Source organism: Halopiger djelfimassiliensis (assembly GCF_000455365.1).
GTDB classification, from domain to species: Archaea; Halobacteriota; Halobacteria; order Halobacteriales; family Natrialbaceae; genus Halopiger_B; species Halopiger_B djelfimassiliensis.
In genome coordinates this window covers 1045633-1058833 of record NZ_HG315685.1, presented here as the reverse complement: position 1 = coordinate 1058833, position 13201 = coordinate 1045633, and the positions used below count along the sequence as shown (strand labels likewise).

9 protein-coding genes, 1 tRNA gene and 2 pseudogenes are annotated in these 13201 nt (G+C 56.8%); 1 reads left to right on the top strand and 11 read right to left on the bottom strand.

The window, feature by feature from the left end:
- The 9 genes and pseudogenes from TX80_RS19430 to TX80_RS10990 form a co-directional block, all read right to left on the bottom strand.
- The coding region (locus TX80_RS19430) for a hypothetical protein (protein WP_195893066.1) at positions 1-725 on the bottom strand (725 nt) is incomplete at its 3' end.
- A 330-nt stretch (positions 726-1055) separates the two neighbouring features.
- Positions 1056-1355, bottom strand: a complete 300-nt coding sequence (locus tag TX80_RS11015) for a hypothetical protein (RefSeq protein WP_049923135.1) — start codon at positions 1353-1355, stop codon at positions 1056-1058.
- A 175-nt stretch (positions 1356-1530) separates the two neighbouring features.
- A pseudogene (locus TX80_RS18670) lies at positions 1531-1763 on the bottom strand (IS6 family transposase); the annotation flags it as partial.
- Positions 1764-1812: 49 nt separating this feature from the next.
- On the bottom strand, positions 1813-1983 hold the full coding sequence (locus tag TX80_RS20105; RefSeq protein ID WP_394324881.1) for a HEAT repeat domain-containing protein: 171 nt from the start codon (positions 1981-1983) through the stop codon (positions 1813-1815).
- Positions 1984-2076: 93 nt separating this feature from the next.
- The gene (locus TX80_RS11010) at positions 2077-3264 is read right to left on the bottom strand and encodes a HEAT repeat domain-containing protein (RefSeq protein WP_081661557.1); all 1188 of its coding nucleotides are present in this window, start codon (positions 3262-3264) and stop codon (positions 2077-2079) included.
- A 201-nt stretch (positions 3265-3465) separates the two neighbouring features.
- Positions 3466-4209 (bottom strand): hypothetical protein, encoded by a 744-nt coding sequence (locus TX80_RS18990; protein WP_154658621.1) that lies wholly within the window; start codon positions 4207-4209, stop codon positions 3466-3468.
- Between the two features lie 479 nt (positions 4210-4688).
- The gene (locus TX80_RS11000) at positions 4689-5432 is read right to left on the bottom strand and encodes a hypothetical protein (RefSeq protein WP_049923132.1); all 744 of its coding nucleotides are present in this window, start codon (positions 5430-5432) and stop codon (positions 4689-4691) included.
- A gap of 621 nt (positions 5433-6053) precedes the next feature.
- Positions 6054-7244 carry a HEAT repeat domain-containing protein gene (locus tag TX80_RS10995; protein ID WP_154658620.1) on the bottom strand — a complete coding sequence of 397 codons (1191 nt, stop codon included), beginning with the start codon at positions 7242-7244 and terminating at the stop codon, positions 6054-6056.
- Between the two features lie 33 nt (positions 7245-7277).
- On the bottom strand, positions 7278-11597 hold the full coding sequence (locus TX80_RS10990; protein WP_081661555.1) for a vWA domain-containing protein: 4320 nt from the start codon (positions 11595-11597) through the stop codon (positions 7278-7280).
- A 511-nt stretch (positions 11598-12108) separates the two neighbouring features.
- Between TX80_RS10990 and TX80_RS10985 the strand changes: the two genes are divergently transcribed.
- Positions 12109-12181: transfer RNA gene (locus TX80_RS10985), tRNA-Gln, on the top strand.
- Between the two features lie 131 nt (positions 12182-12312).
- Here the strand turns inward: TX80_RS10985 and TX80_RS20100 are convergent.
- Together TX80_RS20100 and TX80_RS10980 are read right to left on the bottom strand one after the other, a co-directional pair.
- Positions 12313-12864: pseudogene (locus TX80_RS20100) on the bottom strand (hypothetical protein); the annotation flags it as partial.
- A gap of 52 nt (positions 12865-12916) precedes the next feature.
- Positions 12917-13153 (bottom strand): winged helix-turn-helix domain-containing protein, encoded by a 237-nt coding sequence (locus TX80_RS10980; RefSeq protein ID WP_049923129.1) that lies wholly within the window; start codon positions 13151-13153, stop codon positions 12917-12919.
- Between the last annotated feature and the right edge of the window lie 48 nt (positions 13154-13201).

Below are 13201 nucleotides of genomic sequence, written 5' to 3'. Positions count from 1 at the left end.
AGCGGTTCGATCAGGTCCTCCTCGAGGATGTGCGCCCGCAGCCAGTCGGACTCGATCGGGCCGATGTCGTCGCCGGCGTTCGGATCGATCAACGCCTCGAGACGGTCGAACGAGGTATCGAACACCGGCGCTCCCTCCCGTGCCGACTCGAGGGCGGTTTCGATCTCGTCGATCAGCGTGAGGTGTTGGCCACGGACTGTCGAGGGGTCCGTGCCGTGGTCGCGGTAAAACGCCCGTATTTCTCGCGCGATGGTTGCAAGCGCCTCCAGGTGGTCGACGAGCGAAACCGGGACCGGATCGAAGGGGAGATCGGAGTCGAGGTCGGCGTCCTCGTCGAACCGGCCTTTTCCACCCTCGGGTGCGACCTCGCTGGTGACCTGGACGAGATCGACGGCGATCAACCCAGCCTCCGGCTGTACTGGGCGATACATCAGCGAACTCTTCTCGCGTTCGAGACGCTCGCCGCCGCGTCGATAGTACCACGTCACCCGGACCGCCCACGAACGTGCTCCGTCAGCCGCGTCGAGGACTGCTCCTCCCGTGAACTCGAAAAACGTTTCCATTGACTGGTCGAACCGGAGCTCGAGTTCTCGGTCGGTTTCGTGATCGGACAGCGTGAGTGTGATCACCGGCTGTACTCTCCGGGCATCGCCAGCCAGTGTCGCATCCGTCTCGCCAAAGGAGACCGTTGTTTCCGTCCCCCATGTTCCTCTGGATTCGGCCATAACTAGCTCTCAGAGTGCATCATTCCTCGTCCTTAGTAGTGAAATGTACGGGTCTTTTCTGCGTTTGACAATTGGGAGATGGAGTCTTGGTAGATAGCATCAGTTTAGATTCAATCTACCTTCGAATCTACTTCACATCATATGTGAGAAACACTCAAAGAATTATATAGGTTTAATTTTGCGGAGATCAACCCGACTGGCAGTCACTTGGATGACATCTGCGATATCAATGTTATAAACAATTCCTTGATATGGTATTTAATCCGTAGTGTACTGGGTAAATTTTGTCTCGATCGTTCCGATACCGACATTCAGTTCGATAGTTTTAGGCTAGCTATCAGTTTTCGAAACAACGCGCCCACAGAACGTGTGGTCTGTATAGTCGTCGGGATTACGTTCGTTCGGTTCGGTTCCAATTTCGTCCTCATTCGCTGGCTCAACGCTCGTCGGCAAGGCGGGATAGATATCCATATCTCGATGCTCCCCGATCATTGACTCCAACGCGTTCATATCGGGATCGAAGCATCCGAATCGGCTCTCATCAGTTTCGACCACGACTCGATTCTCGTAGACGGTACCCTGGTACACGCAGTGAGGGCTGACTTCCACGATCCGTCCAGCAATAGCCATACCGAATCAACAAGTCTTTTCAGTCATATGTGGTGCGTTTCGGCACCGTCTAGTTAGCGCAGTTTGAGAAGCGAGCAGGTCGTGGAGTTGGTTTGGACATGCAGCTCGCAGACCTACTCAGCGGGTCTTACGCGACGGATTTAGAAGAATATTGGGAGCGTGAGCAGGATCGTGTTTAGTTTGTAGCATTGTACCAGCCGGCGGAGGCTTGGAGCCACGATTCGGCTGTTGATGGTTTTGCGTGACTGAAACAGTTTGAGAGCGAAGAGGTACGTTGTTTTATATCACAAAAGACACGTCAGCGACATCCGATTTCCATGTTTTTGTATCGAAATCGGAGTCCAAATCGGCGAAGTGCAGTCTGGAGATGTTTTACTCCATCGATGAGAACACGGCATCATCGAGGTTATCCGCATCATACACGAAATTTTCCAGTGAGCCGGCGTTGGCTATTTGATTACTCCAACCGGTCTAGTGCTTCCTCAGCGGCTTGTCGAACCTCTTCATCGGGATCGTCGAGTGCTGTTTCGATCGTGCCGCGAGAGCAGCCCGCACCGATCGTCGCGAGTGCGTGCAGTGCGGCGATCCGGACGCCGGGTTGATTCGATCGCTCGACGAGTCGTTCAATATCCGTAATTGCCTGTCCCCAATCCGTCGTTGGTTCGTCGAGTTCATCGTGAGTCGCGAGCCTCGTCCCAAGGATCTCGAGTATTGGCGTTGATCAGTCGTTCACTCGCTCGAGCGCTGTTTCGGCCGCAGTTCGAACGTCGGGATCTGGGTCGTCGCGAGCCGTCTCTAAGACGCTTTGGGAGTGTGGGTCGCCAACTACCCCGAGCGCTTTGACGGCAGCGGTTCGAATATGGGCATGATCTGAACGAGTCGAAAGGTTCTCGACCTGCTGAAGGACGTGCTCCCGATCTTCTCGAGTTTCTTCGAACACGTCGTGATCCGCGAGCAGCGCCCCGAGGATCGCGGCTGCTTGCGGAGCGAACTGCGGATCGTCGTCCCACACGAATAGCAGGAGCCCGCCGATCGCCTGCTGATCCGGATCGGCGGCCAGCGTGTCCAGCGCTTCTTCCGTGACCCCGTCCCCGATCATAAACAGTGATTTGTACCAGCGTCGCGCCGTCTCCGTGTCCGCAGGTCGGATCCGTTCGTCGATCAATCGCTCGATCACGTCGGTCTCGAGGGCGTGGTTGAGTAGCCAGTCGTCCCGAATTGGTCCGTAGACGTCTTCGGCGGTCGTCGGATTCTCCAGGAGAAGTTTCACATAGCTCTCGAGAGACGCATCGAATCCCCCGAACGCGCCATCGTCGACTGTTTCTAGAGCGGCCGCTACGTCGCGCACCAGCGCGCGCAGCGATTCGTGGGGATCCGACTGCGGTGCCTCCTGCTCCCGGTACATCGCGAGCGCTTCCTTGCCGGCCTCGGCCAGTTCGGTGAGGATGTCCTCAAACCGGACGGGAACGGGACCCGTTGGGAGGTGTGACTGGATCTCGATGTCCGAATCTAGTCGACCGACGGACGCTTCGTCGGGATCGTCGAACGCGGCGACGTCGATCGTGATCACGTCCCCTTCGAGTGGGCGCAGTACAATGGGACCGTCGCCTCGGTCGATCCGCTCGCCATTACGTGTGAACTCCCACCGTGCAGTCCGCACCAGAGATCGATCGCCTTCGCTCGCGTGAATTGCAGATTTCGCGACGTAACTGATGAGAGCTTGGACCGTCTCTTCGATCCGAAACTCGAGTTCGTCCGTGTCCTCGGGATCTCGGAATCGCCAACGCACCCCTGACGTTAGCTGTGCACCCTCTGCGACGTCGCGTTCGTCTCTCTCGCCGAACGACATCGACAGTGTCGTCGCCCAAGGCAGTGAATCGCCGAAATCAGTGACGTCTGTTCGGATCATGGAACCTTCTCCTAGGAGCTTTTTCTCAGTTATTTTTGCTTTCCGATTTCAATTTTAAATATCTGTACAGGAATGAGATTTTGTTACGCGGTTAGGATGCTGGGACGGTCACTACTACTGTACCCTTGTTGGATATGTGGTATCGTTATACTCGAGGCGATTTCACTCTTATATATTGCAATATATTATAAATAGATTGTATTAATATATGTTCTTTGGGTCAAAATCCCCAGCATGCCGTTGCAGATCGAGATCGATCCAGAAATCCGACGTGTGATAGACATCACGAACGACCTGTTCACTAGGGAGCGAATCGGAAAGTCGTTCGAGAAAACGTGATAGAGTGGTTCTATTACGGGTACCTGCCTTCGTTTGCTTGATCCAGACATCGCTCATGAGCCCAACGGAAATGTGATACATATACTCGGAGCCGACCGCTGGATGGTGGCGGTTTGGAGCGAAAGCGATTCGAACATCGAGCGGATCCCATGTTGGTTCCCAGTTCACTGGTTCGCCTTTCCGATATACTACACAATCCGTTCGGTCAATACTCCGTTCACTGTCGTTGCAGTGAAGTTTGACTCGATTGTGATCAAAAGGGACACGCGGGATGCTTCGTATGGTAGCACGATCGACTTGAGTTGAGGCAACGAACTCGTGAGCGGTGATTCCAGATTCGTTTCGAAGAGATCGTTCCAGCGTTTCTCCGGGTTCGGTTCGTGTATCCATCGCGGAGACGTTTCGATTCTCCTGATAGAGTTGGATGGTGTATGTCAGCTCAATCGGTGTCAGAAAGTCGTCAAACGAATCAAAAATCGTCGTACAGAGTGTCGCCATTTCGTTCGCTTGTTCAGAATATGTAACCGCCTCTGAAGGGACGATGAAGTCCCAATCGACGCCATACTCGGTGGCGATTGCGACGTGACCTCGTTCGTTGTCGATCATGGATTGACGTTGATGTATTTCGTTGTTCCGTCTGCGCCAATGAGCCGAATGGCTGGAGATGTTCCGCTTAGGGAATGCATCTCGCTTTTGAGCCGAACAAGAACCATATTGCTGCGCTTTACTCTTCTTAATTAATATATTATTATATTAATGAATTGACCCTAATCGGTTGATAGAATACTGTCCGAATCGTCTACCAATCATCTCAATCGGGAGGTACATTTGGATCCGGTCAAAGAAACCAACGAGACGTTGTTTGTTCACTTGGCCGATATCGGTGTTCTCCAACCAGATATCGCTGTGAGATTGTACCGAAGACAGTACATGAATTCGGTTGATCGACCTTCGATAGCAAAGGATGCGTGTAGCAATCGGACTGTAAGCGGATGTAATGGTTCCCCGATCCGGCAGTAACGACCACTCCTAACGATCCACGTTGCCATTTTGTGATGCTCGCAGATGATTCATGCTATCGGGTCTTAGTATATGTCCGAGGGATCGAACGTTTCGGAATATTCCTGAAGCTCGAGGTCGATCCACATATCCGATAGGGAGTCTACTTCTCGTTGTATTTGTTCGGCCCGAACGGTGTCTGCAAGTTGCGCGAGGAATTCCGAGAGGGAGGCTCGATTTCTTTGACCAGATTCTGTTTCTGAGAACCAAACATCGCTAAAGAGCCTCACGTCGATTCTGAACACGTAATCCGTCTCTATATTCTTATATTCTCTATTTTTAGTGTATTTTACGACGATTTCGATCGGTTCCCATGTCGGCTTCCGATTTACAGGATCGCCTTTCGAATATGCGACACAGTCCGATCGTTCGATGAACTGATCACCATCGGGAAAGTGGAGCTGTAATCGATTGTGGTCGAATGGAACTCTCGGAATCCACCGCGCACCGGGATAAGCCACTTGAGTGGAGGTGACGAAGTCGGAGTTCGTTATCCCGGATTCGTCACGAACATCTCGTATTATTGTCCTTACCTTCTCACCGGTATTATCATCGTACGGCGGACGTTGATCCTCGGCATACACGGCAATCCCGTATTTGATTTCGATTGGTGTGATGAAACCACCAAAGATATCAAATAGCTGCGAACACAACTCGGTTATCTCAGTGGCTTGTTCGGCACACGTAGTTGCAGCGGATGGAATGATGTAGTGCCAGGCGACACCGCTTGCAGTAGAGATTGCCACGTGGTTTTGCTGCTTACTATTCATGATCCGATCGAAACGGTTTCCGTCGTTTCATCAGTTTCCACAACACGGATATTCTCTGTTTATAGCCGTACGTCCGGCGTGTTCTGTAGCTCGTTTACCGTTGTTTGATTTCGTCTGTTATCGATTTGAGATTCGTCTGTCTGCCCGTATCCAGCCAGTGGACCTCGTCGAGAAAGGAAAATACGACGATAGCAGCTCAGCTGTCCGGGTTCGACCACCGGTCTCGCCGCATAACTCGTCGTTCTCATCTCAGTACCCGAAATGATACGCACCGTCGAACCTCCCACGACCGCTTTGGCGCTCTAGCGACGCAATTACGTTCTCGGCGATCCGTTGATCAACTGTTCCGTTATAAAGATATGCAACTCGGATGGTTTCTGGGTTGGACATCGTATTTCGAACGCTTAGCCGTCCTAATCGATCGTTTGACCTTTCACCTATTCCAACATGATATCGAACTCGCCGTCAACGCCACAATTCACTTTGATTCCGAATCCATCATCCTCTATGTAGTTCATTTGATTTCAGATCAATACGTTCAATAGCTGTTTGATTGTGGGGTGTTTCGATATTGTCCATATATTGTTCACTCTCTTCGATAGGGACCTTCCTGTAGGAACGTTACTCAAGTCGGGTCACTGCGTCTTCGGCGGCTTGCCGAACGTCCTCGTCGGGGTCGTCGAGCGCTGATTCGATCGTCTCGATGAGGTGGTCGCGATCGACCAGCGACGGATCGGCCGGCTCGAGGTCCGCCAGGGTTTCGATCGCAGCGATTTTATTGACTGCGTGGTCGGACGATCGGATGCACTCACGGAGGTCTTCGATCGCGTTGTGTTGATCGTATTCTTGCGTACTTTCGTCGAATTCGACTTTTGTCTCGAGGAGCGCGCCGAGAACCGCGACCGCGTCCGGCACTAAATCAGGGTCGTCGTATAGCAGGCAGAGGACGAGCGCTCGCAACGCCTTCTCGTCGGGATGGGCTTGCAACGTCGTCAGCGCTTGATCCACGTACGTCTCGTCTCCGCGCGCTATCAAGCTCACGTACAGCCGTTCTGCCCGCTCAGGCAGCTGCTTCGAGATGTGGTCACGGATCAGCGGGTCGATCAACTCCTCCTCGAGGATGTGCGCCCGGAGCCAGTCGGACTCGATCGGGCCGATGTCGTCGCCGGCGTTCGGATCGATCAACGCCTCGAGACGGTCGAACGAGGTATCGAACACCGGCGCTCCCTCCCGTGCCGACTCGAGGGCGGTTTCGATCTCGTCGACGAGCGCTGGCAGTGAGCCACGGACTGTCGAGGGGTCCGTGCCGTGGTCACGGTAGAACGCAAGTGTCTGTCGGCCAGCCGCTGTCAGCCCGGATAGCTGTTCAGTCACCGAAACCGAGACGGGATCAACCGGGAGTTCCGACTCGAGGTCGACTGCATCAACGAACCGTCTCGGCCCCAGATCAGGGGTGTGCTCCATTGGGGACTGAACGAGATCGATTTCGACGACCCCATCACGATCCGGAACGGGGTGATACATCGGCGTGCTTTCCCCTCGCTCGAGTTGGTCTCCACGGCGGCGATAATACCACAGTATCGGCACCGACCTCGCGACTGTCCCATCGGTCGCGTCGAGGATCGCTCCTGCCGTCTCTTCGAGAATCGTGCTCATCGGACGATCGAACTTGAACTCGAGTTCGCGTTCGGTTGCCGGATCAGTCAGCCGGAGGCTTACCACTGGCCACAGTTCTTGGCCGTCGGCGGCCTTGTCTGCGTCTAGATCAGTAAAGCCGGTCGTTATCTCCGTTCGCCACATTTCGTTACTCATGAGTCGGAATTTTGTTTTGGAGATCCGTGTGACTTAGGGTTCCCAGCTTACGAAATCGTTCGTTTCGGGGTCCCATCGCCACCACTGGCCGTTTTTAAACTTACGTACCGCTTGTCCTGACTGTGGATAGACGCTTTCCATCTTCCCACCTTGGATATTAATTTCAACACTCTCGATTCCGTGCCGTGAAATCCGGCTCGAGATGATTTTCGAGCCATCATCAACATCGCTGTGTTTGACCGCTGTGTACGCGATATCTTCGATCTCTGAGCGCAAGGCGACGCTATTATCGGTCATACGTGGGGGCATCGTGGCCGATCCGATAGGTGAATCAACGGTCTGACCTGCCGGAAAGAGTGTCGTCTGGTCCTTACTCCCGATCTCCTCTCCACGGACGTGGCGTTGGAAGGCATGTTGCCTGTCACTCCGTTCCATCCAACGGATAGAACCGTCATGTGCAGGACTTTTTGCAATCACCTGTATCTCGCGGAGCGTCGCTCCGTTTTCGGAGAGTTGCACGACTTCCTTTGTGGATAGATCGTCAATATGACGGAGGCGATCACTCTCGTAAGCGAGAGTGTGCAATGCTCTCTGTTCTGCCCGCGGGAGTTGCATAACGTGGGTCAATTCGCCGTTAAGATCAGATACGAGTCGATGGTTACGTGGGTAGTTGAGGAAATCCCCGACCTCTCGAGCGGAGGTATCTTCTGCAATATTAACTAATTTTATCACCTCATTCTTTTCGAGACGATTGACTGTCGTAACTGCATCCTCACCGCCTTCGGCCAGATACCGCGAGAGTTGGTCCTTTTGCGACGAACTGAGTGAGTCAAGGATGCGACCGTCGATATTGCTGATGCGTGCCGCCTGTGCATTTCTTCCGGCGGTCCGGAACTTTGCACCGATGTCGTCGATCCCTTCGGCAAGTCGATGGGAAATCAGCGCCGAACGCAGTCCGCTCCCGTCGGCCCGCAGCGCCCGGGAGGCCGGGACGTCGTCGACGACTTTGCCGACGCGCTTGCCGACGTTTGCGCCTTTGGTGGCTCCCTTGGTGACCGTGCCGCCGTAGGCCATCGACGCAAGGAAGTGCAACGTATACCCTTCGTACCAGCCCTGAGCGTACTGCTCGTAGTCGTCGGTTCCCTCCGTGTGAGGGTTGTCGAGTCGCTGTTGTTCCTTGGTCGACTCGATGATCATCGGCAGCGCCTGCTCGAGGGTTTCCTGATCGATCTCGTCGACGAAGCCGACGAACGTCTCGCCGGCCGATTTGGGATCGTCCCAGAGAGCTCTGCCGATCGTCACGAGCAGTTCGGGCAGTTCGGCGGCGCTGTGGGTGAACCCGGAGAGGACGCCGCCGGAGTAGGGGTCGACGTTCGTGCCGATCACCTCGCCGTAGAACGAGGATTCGCTGTGGATGCGTTCGCCGCCGCTGTTTCCGTAGGCGTCGGTCGCTTCGGCCGAGGTCTGTGAGCCCCGCCAGGTGGTGAACACGCCTTCGGTGATCGACTCGAGGGTTTCGGTGCGCGCGACTGTGGTCGGCTCGTGTTCCAGCGTCTCTTTGCCGACCGTCCTGTCCCCGCGGGTGAGTTCGTATGCGGCGACGCCGCCCGGATCGTGGATCGAGACTTGATACTGGAAGTTCCAGGAGGGACCCTCGATGTCGACGGGATCCCGACTGAGGTCCACGTCGATGTCTGGGGGCTCGGACCAGCGCCGGTAGTCTACGAGCGTTACGTCCGGGGGACTCGTCGAGAAGACGGTCGGATCCTCCTCGGGGTCGTCGAACGCTTCGGCGTCGGTAATGGCATCGCCGGTGGTATCCCGCTTGTCGGGATCGGTGCCGAGGTTCCGTTCCTCGAGATCGGTGAGGTCGTCCCCGTCCGTGTCGTCGACCAGCGGGTTGGCGGCGACGCTTCGTGACGAAAAGTACGTCGCCGGATCCCCGTCGACGTCCGGATCGGTGACTACCTCCTCGAGATCCTGGGCCTCGTGTGGATCGTCGACGATCTCGATCTCCCATCCGGTCTGCTGTTCGGCGTCGGTCAACCCGTCGCCGGTCGTGTCGATCCGAGCGGGGTGGTGGGCAGCGTGCGTGACCGACGCCTGAAGTTTCGTCTCGTTGTTGTCCTCGAAGACGCGGTAGGTGATGTCGACGGTTTCGTTGTCGCGGATGCCGTCGCCGCTGGTGTCGAGCGCGATCGGGTCGAGGTTCAGCGGCTCGCCGACGACGCCGGGACCGCCGGTCGGCATCCGCAGGTCCATCTCGGCGACCCGGTCGGGGATGCCGTCGCCGTTCGTGTCGGTCAGATCGACCCCGGTTTGGTTCTCGGCCACCCGCTCGAAGGCGTCCGGGAGGTCCTCCTCGTTCTCGACGTGATAGAAATCGCCGCCGGTCGTTCCGGCGATGTCCCGGAGTTCGTCCTCGTCGATGTCGTTGCCGAGGCCGATCGTGCTGATCTCGACGCCCGCGTCGGCGGCGTCCTCGGCGACCGATCGCGGATGCGAGTCGTCGTTTGACTTGCCGTCCGACAGCAGGAGCATCACCTTCGAGCGGTTCTCCCAGCTTTCGGACTCGAGGTGATCGAGGCCGACCTGAAGCCCGGATTCGGTGTCGGTTCCCCCGTCGGCGGACAGTCCCGAGAGGCTGCTGTTGAGCGCGTCGTGATCGGTCGTCAGGGAGTGATCGAGGCTCGCGCCCGAAGAGTAGCCGACGAGTCCGGCGCGTTCGTCGTCGGTGAGCGCGCCGACGAAGCGCTTGGCCGCCAGTTCGGCGTAGTGGCTCGGCGACCCGCTCATGCTGCCGCTCTCGTCGATCACGAACACGAAGTCCGCAAGCTCGATCTCGGTGCCGTTGTCGCCGCCGATCTCGTCGTCCTCGAGCGTGATCGTCTCGCTGTACTGGTCCTCCCAGTCCTCGATCCAGAACACCGAGAAAAAGGAGAAGTGGTCGACCTCGGCGGTCGCCGTGCCGGCCTCGCGGTCGATCTCGGTGTCGACCGGCGTCCAGGGCTCGTCGCTCCGGGGATCCCAGGTCACGATCGAGAGGTTGCCCTCGCGCTCGAGGGCGTCCTCGTCGAGGGGAATCTCGATGGTCGCCTCGTCGATCGGCGTCGAGTTCTCGACGCGGACCATCGGGCCGGCGCGGTAGTCGTCGTCGGTCGTCGGCGTCTCGTCGGTGATCGAGACGTCGGTTTCGTGGAGGCCGTTCCCTCCGGTGTTGACCGAGACGCCCGAGGAGTTGTCCGTGACCTCGACCTCGCGGTACTCGTCGGGAGCGGGCCGCTCCCAGTGGACGTCCCCCTCAGTGATAGCGACCTCGTGAGTCGCCGTGACGGTCCGGTCGGCGTCGTGTTCGGGCGTCGCGGTCACGGTGACGGTCGCGTTCTCCGTGTCAGGCCCGAGATCGACGGGCGTCATGCCGGTCGCCGAGGAGTTTGCCCACTCCTCGGAGACGAACGACAGCGTGGCGGTCCCGCCACCGTCGACGGTCACCGTCGCGTTCTCATACGCGTACGGGCGGAGGTCAGAGAGCGTCGCCTCGATCGGCACCCGGACGGTCCCGTTTCGTTCAAACGGTTGGCCGTGCGACAGCGACAGCGTCGGTTCGATCGTGGCTTCGACCTCGTCGAGCGTCCCTTGAGCGTGTATCCAGGCGCTTTCGAGGTATTCGACTGCCGTAGCGCGGTCCGTCGGACCGACTGATCCGTTCGAGACGGTGGCGTTGGCCCGATCGAGTTCGCGGTACGCCATCGTCAGTTCGGCGACCGCTTTCGCGCGCCGTTCCTCCGCTCGCAGGGCCTCGTTGTTGGCGAGGACCATCCCGGCGGCGTCGGCGACGGCGAAGTTCGCGGTCATATTACTCGCCGCGTACAATTCGCGGCTGATCTCGTCGACGATCGCCTCGTCGTCACCGTCGACTTCGGCTTTCAGTTCCGCGAGCGATCGCTGTGCTTCGGCCTGGTGATCGAGCACGGCCTGGGAATCCGCGTAGTCGAGTTGCCGGTAGTTCCGCAGGGAGACGTTGATCGCTTCGAGGGTCTCGTTTACGGTGGCGATGGCGGCGGTGTCGTTTTCGATCTCGAGGTCGCCGAAGCGTTCGGTCGCGTTCAGTATGCGCTCGATCGTCGTGTCGTTCCCGAAGTCTGGTGGCGTATACCTCGTGTCGTTTTGCTCGCCAGCGATGGTTGCAGTCCCATCAGAGTTCGGAGGAACGCCGTCGGTTCCCTCCGGAAACTCCGCTGTGTGACTCGTGTTCCGAGCCGGGCCGCTCGCCAGTACCGGCATGGCGACCGTCGATGTCGCCAGCAGTACGGCGAACAGTATCGCAATCGCTTTCGACTTGCCAGAACTCATGATTAATCAGATAAAGCAGTATTATTTATTTTTAATACCTAATTAATTATGTTTCCGAGTGGGAGTTTGGAACAACGGTGTTCGAACGGATAGCATGGAGGATACGCACGCTCTTTCGTTCACACAGAGGATACGGGACTCGTTCGATCCGAACCACCGTCTTGCTCCCTGTGTGCCGGATACTCGAGACGAACGTGTCACGAAGAGCGACTCATCGATTGGACCGGCTGCTTGAGAAACAGCGTCTACAACCGGCTCGAAGTACTCGGGGTGGCCGGTCGCATCACGTTCGTTCACGAGGGAACGCGCCTCTTCGAATTGCGGGACGACCCGCGAACGGAGTAGCGGGCTCGGAGTCCGTTCGAATCGCCACCCGGAAAGCAAAACCGCGCCGTCGCCTCGAGACGAAAAGTAACACTATTGTGCGGTGACGCTCTATCGATCGAACGCGGTCCGTAGTGGTGAGCAAATCCGCAGGATTTGCGAGGTACATGGGACGGGTGAAACGAGGAGTCCCGTGGTGTAGTGGCCAATCATATGGGCCTTTGGAGCCCATGACGGCGGTTCGAATCCGCCCGGGACTACTTCTGCCGCGAGCAACACCGCGAGCGGCAAATATGTCCAGCGGATTCGAATCAGGGAACGAAGCGAAGCGGAGTGACCGCGGTTCGAATCCGCCCGGGACTATATCCATCTCGTTCTGAAGGTCCTCATATGCAGCCAGTACCTCACTATACGTTCGCGTCTTGGTGATGACTACCTTCCCAGTTGAGTAGAGCAGATTCACTGACCCATTAGGAGACCGATATATGAGTCCGGGGAACTGCTCGGGCTCGTATTCAGTTGATTCCAGCCCCAGTGTTACGGTTGCTTGGGATAAATTGAGAGTGTGGCCGAGGTCGGCTGTAGCAACGATGTTCTCGACCTCAATATCTCCGTATTCCCGTTCAATCCCAATCGCAGATAGCTCCGACATGAAATCTTCCACTCCCTCGGTGATGTCTTCTCGGGACTGCGCACCAGCAAGGCTAGCGCGGCCCGATGGAGGGAGAAGAACGACAAATCCTTCGATATGAGGAGACCGGTAAACCAAGCTACGGTGCCTTTCTGGGTCGTACTCACTATTAGGTAGGTCTGCCGCCAGAGCCGCTCGGTCGAACTCTCCTTCTATGTCCACAGTCGCAGAGATATTGCGTATCTGGAGGCCAGCTTCGTCCAGCTCCGGCGGCGACACATCCTTCTCCAGATACGCAAGCTCAACACCCATTGCTTAGATATTCTCCGTCTTTCAGTAGTATCTGCCGTCTCGGATAATTGGTTCACTCACCGGCGCGTTCGGCTTGTAGAGTGAGCCTGCCGCGCTCGGTGAGCGAGTACACCTTCCGCCGGCCATCCTGCTCGCCTTCGACATACCCTGCCTCTTCTAGTTCCTGTAGATGTTCGTACACCGTAGGACCTTGTTTCCCGAGGTCTTTGGCGAGTGCGTAGCCGTGGCGGGGCTCTTCCTCAAGTAGAGCGAGTATCCTGCGCTTCGCATCAGTCAGCGTTAGCCCCATCTCGTCCTGGGGTTTGCATGGGTCGTTGATAAGCGATGCATACCCGAA